The following is a 17,425-nucleotide window of genomic DNA, read 5'->3' on the forward strand; positions in this document are numbered from 1 at the left end:
CGCATTAACGCCTCGCTGTCGCGCTGATCCATCGCGCGGAATTTCGCTGGGCGCTCAATCCTCGAAGCGGTATTCCCACTGCGCCTGCGCGCCCACCGCGAGACGCTCGCCCGCGCCCGCCACGACCATCGCGTTCTGGCCGAACGTGAGACCGCCGTCCACGCGCGGATCGGCGCGAAACACCGCAAGCGTGTCGAGCGGCTCGGCGGGCCATCCGGCCTCGCGCTCGCCCGTGAGCTGATCGATCGTCGTGATCGGGCAGCGCGCACAAGGCTTCACGAAGCGCAGCACCACCTCGTGCGCGCCCGCTTCCCCTTCCTTCGTACTGGAAATCGAGAGCGTGTCGATGAAGTCTTCGTCGAACGCCTCGCCGCCGTCCACGACGATGTTCGGACGGAAGCGGCTCATCGGCACCGGCGGCGCGCCCTTCGCCGCGAGGCGCGCGTTCAGGTCCGCCAGCGAAGCTTCGCTCGTGACGAGCAGCGGAAAGCCATCGGCGAATTGCGTGGGCGCGTCCTCGTCGTTCGTCCACTTCTTGCTCGCGAGACGCGTGACGTCCTGCGCGAATCGTACGAGGCGCACCGGCGCGCCAAGCGCCCGCGAAAACCATTGCGCGGCTTCATCGCCTTCGTCGAGCGCTTCGAACGTGTCCTTCCAGACCGTGGCCTGCACGCGCGCCTCGTTGCCGCGCGGCGTGAACGGCAACGGGAGCGGCGCATCCATGCCCGTCATCGTGAGACGCACGCCGCCCTCGACGAACGCGGGCACGACGCGCGCCATCGCCGCTATTTCGCGCTGCGAAACAAATCGACCCGATGCGTCGACCACCATCCAGTGGCGGTCCCATTGCAGCCCATTCGCTTCGAGCTGCGCGCGATCGAGCGCGATAGCGCCGCAGGACTTCACCGGATAAACGAACAATGCGCGAATGACGGTCATGACGAACTCACGAACAAGAAAAAGGCAGTAAAAAGCCCGCTTTTGCGTCGGCATTCGCGTCGACAAAAAGCGGGCTTTCGAACCCGGCGAGAACGCGAGCCTTATGCTCGCGTCCCCACCGCAAACGTGCATTACTCCACCGAGAGCTGCAGATGCAGTTGCGAGCGCGTGCCGCCGTCCATCGCGTCGCTCGCGGCGTCGCGGTCCGACTGCGCCTGGGGCGCGAGGCGCGCCAGCTCGATGTTGTCGAGATACGTGCTCGTGATGTCGCCGGTGATGTAGTCGCCGTCGAAGCACGAGGCCTCGAACTCCTTGAGCTCCGGATTGATGTCGCGCACAGCCTGCTTGAGCGCGTCCACGTCCTGATACACGAGGTAATCCGCGCCGATGATGCGCGCCACTTCCTCGTCCGTGCGGCCGTGCGCCACGAGCTCGCCGCGCGTGGGCATGTCGATGCCATAGACGTTCGGGTACTTCACGGGCGGCGCCGCCGAAGCGAAGATCACCTTGGTCGCGCCCGCGTCGCGCGCCATCTGCACGATTTCCTGCGAGGTGGTGCCGCGCACGATCGAATCGTCGATGATCAGCACGTTCTTGCCCTTGAACTCGATGCCCATGGCGTTGAGCTTCTGGCGCACCGACTTCTTGCGCATCGCCTGGCCTGGCATGATGAAGGTGCGGCCCACGTAGCGGTTCTTGAAGAAGCCTTCGCGATACTCCACGCCGAGCTTCTTCGCGACCTGCATGGCCGCGGGGCGCGACGAATCGGGAATCGGCATGACCACGTCGATCTTCACGTCGGGCAGTTCGCGCTTGACCTTCTCGGCGAGATAGTCGCCCATGCGCAGACGCACGTTGTACACGGGCACGCCGTCGAGCACCGAATCCGGACGCGCGAGATAGACGAGCTCGAAAATGCAGGGGTTGAGCGTGGGCGCCGTGGCGCACTGCTGCGCGTGGAAGTTGCCGTCGAAGTCGATGAACACCGCTTCGCCCGGCTGCACGTCGCGCACGAACTCGAAGCCGATGCCTTCGAGCGCGACCGATTCCGAGGCCACCATCCACTCGGTGCCTTCGGGCGTTTCCATCTTGCCGATGCACAGCGGCCGGATGCCGAACGGGTCGCGGAACGCGAGCAGGCCGTAGCCGGCGATCAGCGAGACGATCGCGTACGAGCCGCGCAGGCGCCGGTGCACGCCCGCAACCGCCTTGAACAGCGCGGCTGCGTCGAGCTCGAGGCCCGAGGTCGCGAGTTGCACTTCGTGCGCGAGCACGTTGAGCAGCACTTCGGTATCGGAATGCGTGTTGATGTGGCGGCGATCCACACGGAACATCTCTTCCTTCAACTGTTGCCAGTTCGTGAGATTACCGTTGTGCGCGAGGACGATGCCGAACGGCGCGTTCACGTAGAACGGCTGGGCTTCTTCTTCGCTCGACGCCGAGCCGGCCGTCGGGTAGCGCACCTGGCCGATGCCGCAGGTGCCGGGCAGGCTGCGCATGTTGCGCGTGCGGAACACGTCGCGCACCATGCCGTTGGCCTTGTGCATATGGAACGTGCTGCCGTTCGCGGTGGCAATGCCGGCCGCGTCCTGACCGCGGTGCTGCAGGAGCAGCAGCGCGTCATAGAGGAGCTGGTTGACGGGAGAGCGGGAAACTACGCCTACGATGCCGCACATGGCAGGTCCTTCAAAAAAGCGAAATCGGTTACGGCGACCGGCAAGAACCGGCGGGATATGCCGCGGAATGTGTCACGAATGGGCAACTCCGGTCGGCTTCGCCTCGCGTCACGCGATCAGCTTCTGATCAGACGTGAACGTAGGCCGCGAGCGTCTCGGGCAAGAACGGTTTCAGTTCGTGCACGCCCTGCACGGCATAGGGCCGCAGCAGCGCCTTGCGCCAGAAGTCCTGCTGGGGCAGCTCGGTCAGTCCCGCGAGGACGACGAGAATCAGCACCAGCACGACGCCTCGCACGAGGCCGAACATCATGCCGAGCGAGCGGTCCACACCGGACAGGCCGCTCACCTGCACCAGCCGGCCGAGCAGCGCGTTCGCCACTCCGGCCACGAGCACCACGCCGATCACGACCAGCGCGAAGGCGATCAGCCACTGGGTCAGCGCCCCGCCCGGCCAGTTGGCCGGAATGAAGGGCACTACGCGATCCACGTAGCGGCACGCCACGATGAGCGCCGCGATCCAGCCGATCAACCCGAAAATTTCGCCGATGAACCCGCGCCACGCCCCGCGCAGCGCGGACAAACCGATCACCGCCATTACAGCGTAGTCGAATGCCGTGAACATCGGAGCCGTTATTGCGCCGAGCCGTTCGAACCCGCCATCAGGCCGGCGCCGCGCACCTTCGCGATCGCCTCCGTGGCGGCAGCGCGGTCGGCGAACGGACCCGCGCGCAACAGCGTGCGCGTCGTGCCGTCGGCTTCCTTGCGCTGCTCGGTATATGCGGGTACGCCCGCGGCTTTCAACTTAGCGACCCATTTGTTCGCGGCGGCGTCGCTGCCGAAGGCGCCCAGCTGCACCGCGAAGCGCGAGCCCGGCGGCGCGGGCGGCGCGCCCGATTCGTCTGCGGTATTGGTGTCGGCGTTGGCTGCGGCGGTATCGGCGGATTTGTCGCGCGACGCGAGCGCCGTCGTGCCCGCGGACGGCTTCGCGGCCGTGCTACGCGGCGCCTGCGCGGCCTGGGTCGATGGATTCGCTTGAGTTTGAGCTTGCGCTTGCGCGGACGGCGCGGGCTTGGACGGCGCGGCCGGTTTCGCTTGAGCCGATTGTGCTGATTGCGCGGTCTGCGCAGGCGCGGCGCCCGAAGCCGCCGCCGCGAGACCCGAGGCGCCCATCGTGGCATCGGCCGCGGACGGATTGTCCGGGGCGACGCCCGCCTGGGTGTCCTCGTCGCTGCGCGCAGCGGTCTTCGGCGCGGGGCGGCTCGGAATGTCGATCGAGATGTCGTCGGTGACGGGCTTGGGGTGCGAGTCGAGCACCATCGGCAGGATCACGATGGCGGCCAGCACCAGCGCAATCGCGCCGACGAGGCGTCGGCGCGCGCGCTGCTTCTCCGGCAGGGTGGGATCGAGCAGCATCGCTTCGGCGTCGCCGGAGCGGGACGGCCGGCGGCTGCGCCGCTCCACGCGCGTGTTCTGACTGCTCCGGCGGCGGGAGCCGGCTTCGGCGTCGCGTCGGCTGGGCGCGTCGTCTTTCTTGCCGAACGAGAAAATTCCCATGTATGGCTGCTTTTGGCCTGTGCGTAGCGGCTGTTGGGGGCCGTGCGATCAGTGCTGCTGCGACTTTCGCCAGGCCATAACCCCGGCAACCGTCAAAAAACTTCCGAAAACGATAATTCTATCATTTTCAGTCGCCCGTTTTAGCGCATCTTGAAACGCCGCGGCCGGGGTTTCATAGCGCGTAATGCTGCTGTCGGGGCCGTCTTCCACACCGGCCTCGCGCAGCACGTCTTCAAGCTGTTGCGCCGATGCCGCACGCGGCAACGGCAGATCGGTCAGGCACCAGTGGTCGATCTCGCCCTTCAGGTGGGCGATCACGCCCGCGATGTCCTTGTCGCGCATGGCGCCGAACACCGCATAGGTGTACGGGAAATAGCCCATGCTGGAGAGATTTTGCCCGAGCACGGCGGCGGCATGCGGATTATGGCCGACGTCGAGGATGATCGACGGCTTGCCCGGCAGCACCTGGAAACGGCCCGGCAGCTCGACGTTGGCGAGCCCGAGGCGAATGTCCTGCGCCGACACCGGCACGCGATCGCGCATCGATTCGAGCGCGGCGAGCGCCGCCGAGGTATTGATCAGCTGATTCGCGCCGCGCAGCGCCGGATACGCGAGCGACGAGCGGCGCTGAGAACGGCCCACGTAATTCCACTGCTGACGCTCGCTGCCGGCCTGGCCTTCATAGCGGAAATCGCGGCCGAAGAGCCACAGATCGGCGCCGATGGCTTCCGCATGGTCGATCAGCGACTGCGGCGGCAGCGGGTCCGCGCAGATCGCCGGACGCCCGGCGCGGAAGATGCCGGCCTTTTCGAAGCCGATCTTCTCGCGCGTGTCACCGAGGTATTCGGTGTGGTCGAGGTCGATGCTCGTGATGACCGCGCAATCGGTGTCGAGCACGTTCACGGCGTCGAGGCGCCCGCCGAGCCCCACTTCGAAGATCACCGCGTCGAGTCCGCGCGAGGCGAACAGATGCATGATCGCGAGCGTCGTGAACTCGAAGTAAGTGAGCGAGACGGGCGTGGCGAGCGAGTTGCGCGCGGCCTCGACAGCCTCGAAATGCGGCAGCAGGTCGGCGTCGCTGGCCTGCTCGCCGTCGATGCGCGCGCGCTCGTTGAACGACAGCAGATGCGGCGAGGTATGACAGCCGACGTGGTAGCCCGCCTTCAGCAGGATGGTTTCGAGAATCGCGCAGGTAGAGCCCTTCCCGTTCGTGCCGCCGACCGTGAACATCGGGCATTCGAACTTCAGGTTCAACGCATCCTTGACCTGGCGGATGCGCGCAAGGCCCATGTCGATGCCGACCGGATGCGCAGTTTCAAGATGCGTGAGCCACGCGTCGAGGGTGGGAAAAGTACTCATCGGGACGATTCAGGGAGTCCATGCACAGCGTGCGGTCGTGCCGTGGCGCGCAGGTTCTGCACGCCGCTCACGCTCACAAGCCGCTGCGAAAAAACGGCATTATCGCGGAAATGACAACGCGCCGCTTGCTTTCGCTCGCGGCGCGTCTGACCAGGCGCGGACGCTGCGAGTTCCGCGCGCCGGCCTCTATCTTTGCAACTCTGTTGTCGCTCCCGCCTTGCGGCGGCGCTTCAACCCGCTTCAGCCCGCTTCAAGCCAGTACGGGCGCGTACTCAGGCCACCGCGTCGGCGGGCTGACGCTGCAGCAACGCCATCAATTGCGCGATTTCTTCGCGCATCTTGCGGCGGTCGACGATCATGTCGATCGCGCCCTTCTGCATCAGGAATTCCGAGCGCTGGAAGCCTTCGGGCAGCTTCTCGCGCACCGTCTGCTCGATCACGCGCGGGCCGGCGAAGCCGATCAGCGCCTTCGGCTCCGCGATCACGACGTCGCCGAGGAACGCGAAGCTCGCCGAGACGCCGCCCATGGTGGGATCGGTCAGCACGGAGATGAACGGCAGCCTGGCGTCCGAAAGCTTCGTGAGCATGGCCGTGGTCTTGGCCATCTGCATGAGCGAAAGCAGGCTTTCCTGCATGCGCGCGCCGCCCGAAGCCGTGAAGCAGATGAACGGCACTTGCTGCTCGAGCGCGTTCTGCGCGCCGCGCGCGAAGCGCTCGCCGACCACCGAGCCCATCGAGCCGCCCATGAACGAGAACTCGAAGCAGGCGACCACGCAGGGCAACGTATGGATCGCGCCGCCCATGACGACCATGGCGTCGGTTTCGCCGGTGTCGTCCATCGCTTCCTTGATGCGGTCGGGGTACTTGCGGCTGTCCTTGAACTTCAGTGCGTCGACCGGCACGATTTCCTGGCCGATCTCATAGCGGCCTTCCGGATCGAGCAGGCCGTCGAGGCGCTCGCGCGCGTTGATGCGCATGTGGTGGTCGCACTTCGGGCAGACGTGCAGGTTCGCTTCCACGTCGTTGCGGTACAGGACCGCTTCGCACGACGGGCACTTGATCCACAGACCTTCCGGAATGCTTTTACGGCTTTTCGGATCGGTTTGCTTGATCTTGGGCGGCAGCAGCTTATCGAGCCAGCTCATTGATGTTCTTTCCTTGATCGTGATGCGCGGGCGCGGCGGCCGGTTCCAGACTACACGGCAGCGTCTTGACGACCGGGTTCCGACCCCGACCGCGCATGGCGAAAAAGCGATTTTACAGCACTCTTATTTCGCGTTGTCCGATACCGCGTCGAGCGCGGTCCGGATATCGGTCACAAACTGCGTGAGCGCCTCGGCGGCGGTCTCGGCCGGCGCCTGTTCGAGCAGCTGCACGATGCGGCTGCCGATCACGACGGCATCGGCGGCCTGCGCCACGGCGGCCGCGGTTTGCGCATCGCGAATGCCGAAGCCGACGCCGACCGGCAGCGGCACGCGCGCCTTGATCGCCGGGATTTTACTCGCGATGCTCGCGACGTCGAGGTGCCCCGCGCCCGTCACGCCCTTGAGCGAGACGTAATAGACATAGCCGCTCGCGGCGCGCCCGACTTCGGCGATGCGCTCGTCGGTCGAGGTGGGCGCGAGCAGGAAGATCGGGTCGATGTCGACGGCCTTCATCTTCGCGGCGAATTCCACCGATTCCTCGGGCGGATAGTCGACCACGAGCACGCCGTCCACGCCCGCGTCCTTCGCGGCGGCGGCGAACGCGTCGGCGCCCATGCGCTCGATCGGGTTCGCGTAGCCCATCAGCACGACCGGCGTCTGGTTGTCGGTTTCGCGGAACGCCTTGACGTCGGCGAGCACGCTCTTGAGCGTCACGCCCTTCGCGAGTGCGCGCTCCGACGACTGCTGGATCACGGGGCCGTCGGCCATCGGGTCCGAGAACGGCACGCCGAGCTCGATCACGTCGGCACCGCCCGCCGAGAGCGCGTGCATGAATTCGACCGTGCGCGCGGGATCGGGGTCGCCTGCCGTCATGAACGGGATCAGGCCTTTCTTGTTGACGGCGGCAAGCGCCTCGAACGTGGTTTTGATGCGGGACATAGCAAGGTCCTCAGATTCGGTCGTTACCGCGCGGCGCGAAGCCCACGGCGGCGGCGCGTCATGCGCCTGCCGCATCGATGGCGGCCGCGGCGGCGGGCGCGGTAGCCGCAAAAGCGGCCGCGCTCACGCGTTCGCGCGCGATCGCGCAGTAACTTTCGTTAATTTCATAGCCGACGAATTCGCGCTGATGACGCGCGCAAGCGACTGCCGTGGTGCCGCTGCCCATGAACGGGTCCAGCACGCGGCCGCCCGGCGGGCAGCTCGCGAGCACCATGCGCTCGACGATCTCAAGGGGCTTCTGGGTCGGATGATCGACACGCTCGGCGTGCTGCCGGTGCAGCCGCGAGACGGACCAGACGTCCTTGGGGTTGTAGCCGAGCTCCAGCCACTTGCTGCCTTCGAATAACTTGCGCGAACGCGCCTTCTTCGTGACGGCATCGTACGGGATGCGGACGGGATCGAGATCGAAGTAATAATCCTTCGAGACCGCGAAGAAACCGATGTTGTCATGCACCGAGGTAAAGCGGCGGGTCGTGCCGCCCATACTGGGTACGCGACGATCCCAGACGATCTCGTTAATCATCGTCATTTTCGACTTCAGATAAACGAAGATCTCGGGCGCGTACTGCCAGGTGCAAAACACATAGAGCGAGCCGCTCGCCTTGAGCTTTGGAATCGCCAGGTCGAGCCACTCATACGTCCAGGCGAGGAAGTTCTCGCCCGAGCGCATGTCGGAATCATTGCCGTAGTCCTTGCCGAGCCCGTAAGGCGGGTCGGCGACGATCAGGTCGATCGAGGCATCGGGCAAGTTCGCCGCATCGGTCAGGAAATCGCGGTTCAGGAGCCGGATGCTGCCGGGCACCGCAGGCGCCAAGCGCGCTGCGGCCAGGCCGAGGTTAGCCGGAACTTCCACGGCTGCCTGCGGGGCAGCCGCTTCGGCACCGGCCTCGCCCACGGGCGCCGGCATTTGCGGCTCATCGAACTCGTCGCGCATCGCGGGTATCGCTCCGGGCGCTCAGAACTGGATGCCCGATCGCTCGGCGACCGTGTGCATGTCCTTGTCGCCGCGGCCCGAGAGGTTCACCAGCAGAACCTTGTCCTTCGGCAGCGTAGGCGCGAGCTTCGCCGCGTACGCGAGCGCGTGGCTCGACTCGAGCGCGGGAATGATGCCCTCGATGCGGCAGCAGTCGTGGAACGCCTTGAGCGCTTCTTCGTCGTCGATGGTCACGTACTGTGCGCGGCCGCTGTCCTTGAGCCACGCGTGCTCGGGACCGACGCCCGGATAGTCGAGACCCGCCGAAACCGAATGCGTCTCGATGATCTGGCCGTTCTCGTCCTGGAGCAGATAGGTGCGGTTGCCGTGCAGCACGCCCGGCGTGCCGGCCGCCAGCGAAGCCGCGTGGCGGCCCGTCTCCATGCCGTCGCCGGCCGGCTCGACACCGATCAACTGCACCGAACTATCCTCGATATACGGGTAAAAGATGCCCATCGCGTTCGATCCGCCGCCCACGCACGCGATTACGGCGTCGGGCTGGCGGCCCGTCATTTCGGGCATCTGCACGCGGCATTCGTCGCCGATCACGCGCTGGAAGTCGCGCACCATCATCGGATACGGATGCGGGCCCGCCACGGTGCCGATGATGTAGAAGGTGTTTTCGACGTTGGTGACCCAGTCGCGCATAGCTTCGTTGAGCGCGTCCTTGAGCGTGCGCGAGCCCGATTCAACCGGGATCACGGTCGCGCCCAGCAGCTTCATGCGGTAGACGTTGGCGGCCTGGCGGCGCACGTCCTCGGCGCCCATGTAGACCACGCACTCCATGCCGAAGCGCGCAGCGATGGTCGCCGTGGCCACGCCGTGCTGGCCCGCGCCGGTTTCCGCGATCACGCGCGGCTTGCCCATGCGCTTCGCGAGCAGCGCCTGGCCGATCACGTTGTTCACCTTGTGGGCGCCCGTGTGGTTCAGGTCTTCGCGCTTGAGATAGACTTGCGCGCCGCCCAGCAGCTCGCTCCAGCGCTGCGCATGATAGATCGGCGACGGACGGCCGACAAAATGCTTCAACTCGCGCTGATATTCGGCGACAAAGTCGGGATCGTCCTTGAATTTCGCGTAGGCGCCGCGCAGCTCGTCGATCGCCTGCATGAGGGTTTCGGCCGCGAACACGCCGCCATAAGGGCCGAAATGGCCACGTTCATCGGGTAAGTTGTACATAAGTCACTCGCTCTGCCAGCCGGGAGCGCCTTGTGCGCCAAGCGCTGGCTGGCCCAAGAAATTATCCCGCGTCCGCTTCGCGCACCGCGCGCACGAACGCCGCCATGCGGGCGTGATCCTTCACGCCCCTGGCGCCCGGCGCCTCGATGCCACTGGAGACATCGACGGCGAACGGACGCACCTGGCGAATCGCATCACTGACGTTTTGCGCGTTCAAGCCACCACTTAAAACGGCCCGACGCGCGAGCCCTGCGGGGATAAGTGACCAATCGAAGACCTTCCCGCCGCCGCCGTAGCCTTCGACATGGGTATCGAAAAGCAGGCCGCTGGCTGATGAATAACGGTTTGCCGATTCTATCAAATCAGCCTCGCGAGTATCGGCCGCCACCCGCAATGCGCGCAACCAGGGCAAACCGGCAACCGAGGCCAGCGACTCGCACTGCGCGGGCGTTTCGTCGCCGTGGAACTGCAGGAGCGTGAGCGAGACGTTGCTCGCCACCTCGCTGATCCATTGCGGCGTGGCGTTCACGAACAGGCCCACCACCGAGACGAACGGCGGAATGTCGTGGGTGAGCTCGACCGCTTGGGCCACGCTCACCGAGCGCGCGCTCGGCGGGTAGAACACGAGCCCGATGGCGTCGGCGCCCAGGTCGATCGCGTGCGCGACCGCCTCGGGCGTCGAAAGCCCGCACAGCTTGATGCGCGTGCGGTGGGTGGCGGCGGTGACGGATTGCTCGGCTGACGTCATGGGTTGAAGCTCGATGGCTGATTTCGCTATTACGCTTGCAGGCTTTAGCGCCGCGTTAATGCATTTTTCGCGCGATTTGCGCGACGTTCCCACATGATTAAGGAGCGGCACGGCCGAGGCCGGGTGCATCGGCCCAGACCGTGCTCCACGGCACGCTGCCCGTATGCGCCGCGGGAACCGCGAACTCGTCAGGATAGCCTACTTGCGCGAGATACAGGCCGTCCGGCATGAAGGTCGGCGCGGCCTTCCTGCGGTCGAGTCCGGCCAGCACCTCGGCCATCCAGGCGGCCGGATAGCGGCCCCGCCCCACCGCCACGAGGCAACCCATCAGGTTGCGCACCATGTGGTGGAGGAACGCGTTCGCGCGGAAACGGAAGTGAATGAAGTCGCCAAGCGGCCGGATGTCGATCTGATAGAGGTGCTTCACGGGCGTCTTCGATTGGCACTCGGACGAGCGGAACGCCGAAAAATCGTGCTCGCCGATCAGGCAGGCAGCGGCCTCGCGCATCGCGTCGACGTCGAGCGGCGTGTGGATCCAGCCTGCGCGGCCCGCCAGCATCGGCGAGCGCACCGGGTTCACGTAGAGCGCATAGTAATAGGTGCGCTCGAACGCCGAAAAGCGCGCGTGGAACGCCTCGGGCATGGGCTGCGCCCACTGCACGGCCACCGTCGGCGGCAGGAACGCGTTGGTGCCGCGCACCCACGAGAACGGCGTGCGGTCGAGATCGGTGTCGAAGTGCACGACCTGGCCCAAGCCGTGCACGCCCGTGTCGGTCCGGCCCGCGACGACGGTGGGCAGCGGCACGGTCGCGAATTCGCGCAGCGCGCGCTCGAGCGCGTCCTGCACGGTCTTGCCGTGCGGCTGCGATTGCCAGCCGCAGAACGCGGCCCCGTCGTACTGGATTCCCAGGGCGATACGCATAGGGCGGGCGGCGGCGTCAGGAGAGCGGCGAGAGCGTCGACAGCAGCGCCTGCGCATCGGCGCGCGTGGCGTGGTCGTTCGACTCGATCACTTCGTTGATCAGCGTCCGCGCGCCGCCCAGGTCGCCGAGCGCGATGTATTCGTGCGCGAGGTCGAGCTTGTTGCGGGCGATGCGCGAAAGCTGGTCGGGCGTGAAGACCGGCAGCGGCTCGGCCGAATCGGCCGGGAGGTTCAGGTCGAAATCGAGCGTGAGCGTGCCGAAGCGCGGTGCGCCCAGACCCGCGATCGCGCCTGCGCCCGCGGTGCCCGCCTCGATGGCCTCGCCGGCCGGCGGCTCGGGCGGCTGCGCAAACGGCGGCGCCTGGCGCGCGATCGTCTCGGGCGTCGCGACCGGCTCCGTCGAGAGCGGGACGCCGGGCATCGGCATCGGTGTTTCGACGCGCGGCGGCAGCGGCATGTCGAGGCCGCCGAGGGCCTCCACGGCGGACTTCGGGAACTCCTGCGGTACTTCCTGCTGCTGTACTTCCTGCTGCTGTACTTCCTGGTATGGCATTTCTACTTTTTGTTCTAGTGGGACAGCGGGTGCTGCAAACGACTCTGGAGACGCTTCGGGCGCGGCTTCGTCGCCCAACTTCTCGGGTTCTTGCAGATGCGGCGCCGCTGCCAGAGCAGGCCCCGCGGGTTCGGTCGGCGCCCCGGGCGCAGTCTCGGCGGTGGGCGCTTGCGGTTCGGGCGGGTGTTTTGCCTCATGTTCGGCGTGACGTTCGGCCTCGGCGCCCGGCATCGTCAGCTCGATCGGGTGCGGTTCGGCGCTATTCGCCTCGTGCGCCGCGTCGGCTTTGGGCCCATCCTGCGCTTCGGCCTGGCGCGCCAGTTCCTCCATTTCGCCCACCGTGCGCAGCCCCGCCAGCCCTGCGGGCGGCAGCGCCGACGCGCCCAGCTCCGCCGCGGCGGCCAGGCTTGCGGCATCGGTTGCGTCGGCGAGCGACTGCGGCTCGCCCGGCTCGACACCGTGCGGGTGCGTGCCGCGCTCCACGCGGTCCGCGCGCAGTTCGGCGGGACCGTCCTGCGCGGAACCCTGCGGCGCCTCGAACCCCAGCGGCGGCAGCGCCTCGCCACCGAGTTCGGCGGCGGCTGAGAGGCTCGCGGCATCCGTGGCGTGGTCGAGTGCGGCATCGTGTTGCGGCGGCTCGGCGGACGTTTCGGCTTTCGCCTCGATTGCGGCTGCACCGGCTGCGAGGGTCGCGGCGGGCGGCGTCGGCGCATCTTCGCGCTCAGGCTGGAGTGCGGCGGACGGCGGAGCGACCGAACGCGGCGGCTCAGCCGCGGTTTCGCCGATCGCAGACGCGGACGCCGGCTTGCGGCGCTTGCGCATCAGCAAGCGCACGATCAGCGCGACGACTGCCAGCACGAGCGCAGCCACGACACCGAGCGTGACCGGCGAGACCTCGGGCTGTGCGGCGCTGGCGCCGGGCACCGCGCCGCTCACCGGAACGCCGCCATGCGTGCCGGCCGTCCCGGCCGGGGCGCCGGCCATCTGCGCCTGCTTGCCGATGCCGTGCTGCTGCAACGCCATCAGCACGCGGTTCTTGAGTGCAAGCAACTGCTGCAGACTCGACACCGTGACGGGCGCCGAAGCCGCCGCGCCCGACGTCGCAGACGCCCCCGATGCCGCAGCCGGGACGGTCTGGATTGCGCCGCTCCACGAATGGGCATCGCTCGCCGATGCGGGCCCTGCGCTCGTCTCGGCCGAAGCACCGGATGCCGTCGACGCAACCGCTGCGCTCGCACCCGCCTCCAAAGACGCCGATGCGCCAGCCGCGCCGCTCGCCGCGAGCACACCGGCATTCGCGCCTGCGCTTGCGGCGGCGGAAGCCGGCGCAGCAGCGGCCGCGCTGGCCGCCGTGTTGGCTACCGCATTGGCTGCGGAATGCGAGCCGCCAGCACCGGAAGCCGGCGCCGCGCCCACCGCACTAGCCGGCGCGCTCGCCGCAGCGACAGGCGCCGAAGCACCGGGCGCCGCTTCCGAAGCCCCCGAAGCACCAGCAGCAGCGCTCGCCATATCGGGCGTCCCCGGCACGTTCAGCACGGCGCCCACTTTGAGGCGGCTCGGGTCGTGCTTCATGAACGCCGCGGGATTCGCGTCGAACAGCGCCTGGCTCGCGCGCGCGAGCACGGTCTTGTCATGCGACAGCGTGACATCGACGGCCACATCGTGCAGCGACTGCCCCGCACGGACGGTGTACTGGCCGATCACGGGCAGCGCCGCCGCAGCGGCCGAAGCGCCCGATGCAGCAGCAGCCGCACCGCTCGCCGCTGTGGTTGCCGTTGCCGCACTGCCGCCGCCTTGCGCGTGAGCCACGCCGCAAGTACCGGCAATCGCGACCAGCGCCGCTGCGGCCAGGTTCATGGCGGTCCGCAGCACCCTCCGCGCTTTCATGTTTTCGTTGGAAACAGATTCAAATCGAACGATCATCAGATGCCCTGGCACACCGCTCGCGCGGCAGTCGATGAAACGGGAATTCGTGGTGGGTGAGCTCGCCGGCCATGCGCCGGTTTCCGGCAACCTCGGCCAGCAAGCCGGAAATAAAAAAGCGCCGCGACTGGCGCGGCGCTTTTATCACCCTGTCTACGCGTCATTAGGCGCGTAGTTTAATTCATTCACTTGTCGAGCAGAATGCGCAGCATGCGGCGCAGCGGCTCGGCGGCGCCCCACAGCAGCTGGTCGCCGACCGTGAACGCGGAGAGATACTCGCCACCCATCGCCAGCTTGCGCAGACGGCCGACCGGCACCGAGAGCGTGCCCGTGACGACTGCGGGCGAAAGTTCACGCATCGAGACTTCGCGCTGGTTCGGCACGACCTTGACCCAGTCGTTGGCCGAAGCGAGGATGCCGTCGATCTCGTCGAGCGGCACATCCTTCTTGAGCTTGATCGTGAGCGCCTGCGAGTGGCAGCGCATCGCGCCGATGCGCACGCACAGGCCGTCGACCGGAATCGAGCCCGGCTCGCCCATGGCCGGCTTGCCAAGGATCTTGTTGGTTTCGGCGCCGCCCTTCCACTCTTCCTTCGACATGCCGTTGCCGAGGTCCTTGTCGATCCACGGAATCAGCGAACCGGCGAGCGGCACGCCGAAGTTCGCGGTGGGCATGGCGTCGCTGTTCATGGTGGCGAGCACCTTGCGGTCGATGTCGAGGATCGCCGACGACGGATTCGCCAGATCGCTCGCCACGGCGGCGTTGAGCGCGCCCATCTGCGAAAGCAGCTCGCGCATGTTCTGCGCGCCCGCGCCCGACGCGGCCTGGTAGGTCATGGCCGTCATCCAGTCGACGAGGTTCTCGCGGAACAGGCCGCCGAGCGCCATCAGCATCAGGCTCACCGTGCAGTTGCCGCCGATGAAGTCCTTCTGGCCCTTGACGAGCGCGTCCTTGATGACGTCGAGGTTGACCGGGTCGAGGATGATGACCGCACCGTCCTTCATGCGCAGCGACGAGGCCGCGTCGATCCAGTAGCCGTTCCAGCCCGCCGTGCGCAGCTTCGGATACACCTCGTTGGTGTAGTCGCCGCCCTGGCAAGTGATGATGATGTCGCACTTCTTGAGCTCGTCGACGCTGTTCGCGTCCTTGAGCTTCGTCTCGTTTTTGGCGAACGACGGCGCTGCGCCACCTGCGTTGCTGGTGCTGAAAAACACCGGTTCGATCAGGTCGAAATCGCGTTCTTCCTGCATGCGCTGCATCAGCACGCTGCCGACCATGCCGCGCCAACCTACGAGACCTACGTTCATGATTAACCCTTGATATGGACACTTCCCCGCTTCGCTCGCCCGGCGTGGCCGCGCGGGGAAGATGAGCGGGCACGACGAGCGATCAACGAATGGTGATCGTTTTGGTAATCGTCGTTTTCGTGATGATGGCGAGCGAAATCACACGGGCCGTGCCGTGGATTTTCGATTCGAAGGTGATCTGGGGGATCGTCGCCATCGGGACAATATACACGAAAACGTTAATTTCGCGCGGGATTACCCGCATTTTCCGCTTTTTACGGCGCGCCTTGCGGCAGCGTCGTTCGAAGCCTGCACAACGAAAAAAGGGCACGCCTGAAACCGTTCCAGACATGCCCTTTTTCGACAGCTTTACAGCGCCGCGACCACCGCGTCGCCCATCGCCACCGTGCCGACCTGCTTGCAGTCCGGCGTGACGATGTCGCCCGTGCGATAGCCCTGTTCGAGCACCTTCTTCACGGCGGCTTCGATGCGGTCGGCCTGCTCGGCGCGGCCCAGCGAATAGCGCAGCATCATCGCAGCCGAAAGAATGGTCGCGAGCGGATTGGCGATACCCTTGCCCGCGATATCGGGCGCCGAACCGTGCGAGGGCTCGTACAGGCCCTTGTTGTTCTTGTCGAGCGAGGCCGAGGGCAGCATGCCGATCGAGCCCGTGAGCATGGCCGCTTCGTCCGAGAGGATGTCGCCGAACATGTTGCCGGTGACCACCACGTCGAACGCCTTGGGCGCCTTCACGAGCTGCATGGCCGCGTTGTCGACGTACATGTGCGAGAGCTCGACCTCCGGATACTCCTTCGAGACATCGATCATGATGTCCTTCCAGAACTGCGAAGTTTCGAGCACGTTGGCCTTGTCGACCGAGGTCAGCTTCTTCTGGCGCTTTTGCGCGGCCTGGAAGGCCACGTGCGCGATGCGGCGCACTTCGGGCTCCGCGTAGCGCATCGTGTCGAAGCCTTCGCGCGCGCCCTTGAAGTTGCCGTCCGGCGCTTCGCGCGTGCCGCGCGGCTGGCCGAAGTAGATGTCGCCGTTGAGCTCGCGCACGATCAGGATGTCGAGGCCCGAAACGATTTCCGGTTTCAGCGACGAAGCGCCCGTCAACTGCGGATAGCAGATCGCCGGACGGAAGTTCGCGAACAGCTCCAGGTGCTTGCGCAGGCCCAGAATGGCCTGCTCGGGGCGCAGCGCGCGCTCGAGCTTGTCGTACTTCCAGTCGCCCACGGCGCCGAACAGGATCGCGTCGGCTGCCTTCGCCAGCGCGAGCGTGGCCTCGGGCAGCGGATGGCCGCTCGCCTCGTAGCCCGCGCCGCCCACGGGCGCTTCTTCGAGCTCGAACTTCTCGCCGAGTGCGTTGAGAACCTTGACGGCTTCCTTGACGATCTCGGGACCGATGCCGTCGCCCGGCAACACTGCAATCTTCATCCTGTGATTCCTCGCTAGGGGGTTCGCGCCCGCTGCACGTCGCGGGCGCGTTGAATGCGGATAGTGGCTGGCCGCGCGATCAGATCACGCGATTCTTGAGCCACGGCTGGCGCGCGAGGCGCTCGGCTTCGTACTGGCGGATCTTGTCGGCATGGCGCAGCGTGAGGCCGATATCGTCGAAACCGTTCAGCAGGCAGTAGCGGCGGAACGCGGCCACTTCGAACGGATATTCCTTCGAGCCGTCGGTCGTGCGCACGACCTGCTTGTCCAGATCGATGGTGAGCTGGAAGCCGTTGAACGCATACGTTTCGTTGAACAGATGATCGACGTCCGACTCGGACAGGACGATCGGCAGCAGCCCGTTCTTGAAGCAGTTGTTATAGAAAATGTCGGCGAAGCTCGGCGCGATGATCGCGCGAAAGCCGTACTGGTCGAGCGCCCACGGTGCGTGTTCGCGCGAGCTGCCGCAGCCGAAGTTCTTGCGCGTGAGCAGAATGGACGCGCCCTGGTAGCGCGGCTGGTTCAGCACGAAGTCCGGGTTGAGCGGACGCTTCGAGTTGTCCTGCCCCGGCTCGCCGTGATCGAGATAGCGCCATTCGTCGAACGCGTTCGGGCCGAAGCCGGTGCGCTTGATCGACTTGAGGAACTGCTTCGGGATGATCGCGTCGGTGTCCACGTTCTCGCGATCGAGCGGCGCCACGACGCCGGTGTGTACGATGAATTTTTCCATGATCC

17 protein-coding genes are annotated in these 17,425 nt (G+C 66.4%); 1 reads left to right on the forward strand and 16 read right to left on the reverse strand.

Annotation, left to right across the window (positions count from 1 at the left end; genetic code table 11):
• Positions 1-54: 54 nt before the first annotated feature.
• The 12 genes from U5775_RS30190 to U5775_RS30245 form a co-directional block, all read right to left on the reverse strand.
• Positions 55-939, reverse strand: coding sequence for an MOSC domain-containing protein (locus tag U5775_RS30190; RefSeq protein ID WP_322061787.1), 885 nt, complete (start codon positions 937-939; stop codon positions 55-57).
• A gap of 131 nt (positions 940-1,070) precedes the next feature.
• On the reverse strand, positions 1,071-2,615 hold the full coding sequence (purF, locus tag U5775_RS30195; RefSeq protein WP_322061788.1) for an amidophosphoribosyltransferase: 1,545 nt from the start codon (positions 2,613-2,615) through the stop codon (positions 1,071-1,073).
• 127 nt (positions 2,616-2,742) lie between these two features.
• Positions 2,743-3,237, reverse strand: coding sequence for a CvpA family protein (locus U5775_RS30200; protein WP_322061789.1), 495 nt, complete (start codon positions 3,235-3,237; stop codon positions 2,743-2,745).
• 8 nt (positions 3,238-3,245) lie between these two features.
• Positions 3,246-4,169, reverse strand: a complete 924-nt coding sequence (locus tag U5775_RS30205) for an SPOR domain-containing protein (protein ID WP_322061790.1) — start codon at positions 4,167-4,169, stop codon at positions 3,246-3,248.
• A gap of 48 nt (positions 4,170-4,217) precedes the next feature.
• Positions 4,218-5,528, reverse strand: coding sequence for a bifunctional tetrahydrofolate synthase/dihydrofolate synthase (gene folC, locus U5775_RS30210; RefSeq protein WP_322061791.1), 1,311 nt, complete (start codon positions 5,526-5,528; stop codon positions 4,218-4,220).
• A gap of 272 nt (positions 5,529-5,800) precedes the next feature.
• Positions 5,801-6,673 carry an acetyl-CoA carboxylase, carboxyltransferase subunit beta gene (accD, locus tag U5775_RS30215; protein ID WP_322061792.1) on the reverse strand — a complete coding sequence of 291 codons (873 nt, stop codon included), beginning with the start codon at positions 6,671-6,673 and terminating at the stop codon, positions 5,801-5,803.
• Between the two features lie 123 nt (positions 6,674-6,796).
• Positions 6,797-7,612: a tryptophan synthase subunit alpha gene (gene trpA, locus U5775_RS30220; protein WP_322061793.1), complete on the reverse strand. Its 816-nt coding sequence runs from the start codon at positions 7,610-7,612 to the stop codon at positions 6,797-6,799.
• 58 nt (positions 7,613-7,670) lie between these two features.
• Complete coding sequence (locus U5775_RS30225) at positions 7,671-8,606, reverse strand: site-specific DNA-methyltransferase (protein WP_322061794.1); 936 nt, start codon at positions 8,604-8,606, stop codon at positions 7,671-7,673.
• Positions 8,607-8,627: 21 nt separating this feature from the next.
• Entirely contained in the window at positions 8,628-9,821 is a 1,194-nt protein-coding gene (trpB, locus tag U5775_RS30230) for a tryptophan synthase subunit beta (RefSeq protein ID WP_322061795.1), read from the reverse strand.
• 61 nt (positions 9,822-9,882) lie between these two features.
• Complete coding sequence (locus U5775_RS30235; protein ID WP_322061796.1) at positions 9,883-10,569, reverse strand: phosphoribosylanthranilate isomerase; 687 nt, start codon at positions 10,567-10,569, stop codon at positions 9,883-9,885.
• 97 nt (positions 10,570-10,666) lie between these two features.
• Complete coding sequence (gene truA / locus U5775_RS30240) at positions 10,667-11,491, reverse strand: tRNA pseudouridine(38-40) synthase TruA (RefSeq protein ID WP_322061797.1); 825 nt, start codon at positions 11,489-11,491, stop codon at positions 10,667-10,669.
• Positions 11,492-11,507: 16 nt separating this feature from the next.
• Positions 11,508-13,931 carry a FimV/HubP family polar landmark protein gene (locus tag U5775_RS30245; RefSeq protein WP_322061798.1) on the reverse strand — a complete coding sequence of 808 codons (2,424 nt, stop codon included), beginning with the start codon at positions 13,929-13,931 and terminating at the stop codon, positions 11,508-11,510.
• 70 nt (positions 13,932-14,001) lie between these two features.
• On the opposite strand from U5775_RS30245, the gene U5775_RS30250 reads away from it, so the two are divergent.
• Positions 14,002-14,142 carry a hypothetical protein gene (locus U5775_RS30250; RefSeq protein WP_322061799.1) on the forward strand — a complete coding sequence of 47 codons (141 nt, stop codon included), beginning with the start codon at positions 14,002-14,004 and terminating at the stop codon, positions 14,140-14,142.
• Positions 14,143-14,152: 10 nt separating this feature from the next.
• Here U5775_RS30250 and asd read toward each other — a convergent pair whose 3' ends face one another.
• The 4 genes from asd to leuD all read right to left on the reverse strand — a co-directional run bounded on the left by asd (position 14,153) and on the right by leuD (position 17,420).
• Entirely contained in the window at positions 14,153-15,274 is a 1,122-nt protein-coding gene (gene asd / locus U5775_RS30255; RefSeq protein WP_322061800.1) for an aspartate-semialdehyde dehydrogenase, read from the reverse strand.
• Between the two features lie 82 nt (positions 15,275-15,356).
• On the reverse strand, positions 15,357-15,605 hold the full coding sequence (locus U5775_RS30260; RefSeq protein WP_322061801.1) for a hypothetical protein: 249 nt from the start codon (positions 15,603-15,605) through the stop codon (positions 15,357-15,359).
• 17 nt (positions 15,606-15,622) lie between these two features.
• Entirely contained in the window at positions 15,623-16,690 is a 1,068-nt protein-coding gene (gene leuB, locus U5775_RS30265) for a 3-isopropylmalate dehydrogenase (RefSeq protein WP_322061802.1), read from the reverse strand.
• A gap of 79 nt (positions 16,691-16,769) precedes the next feature.
• Complete coding sequence (gene leuD, locus U5775_RS30270; RefSeq protein WP_322061803.1) at positions 16,770-17,420, reverse strand: 3-isopropylmalate dehydratase small subunit; 651 nt, start codon at positions 17,418-17,420, stop codon at positions 16,770-16,772.
• Positions 17,421-17,425: the final 5 nt, after the last annotated feature.

Origin of the sequence: Paraburkholderia sp. J63 (genome assembly GCF_905220245.1) — a bacterium.
Classification (GTDB): domain Bacteria; phylum Pseudomonadota; class Gammaproteobacteria; order Burkholderiales; family Burkholderiaceae; genus Paraburkholderia.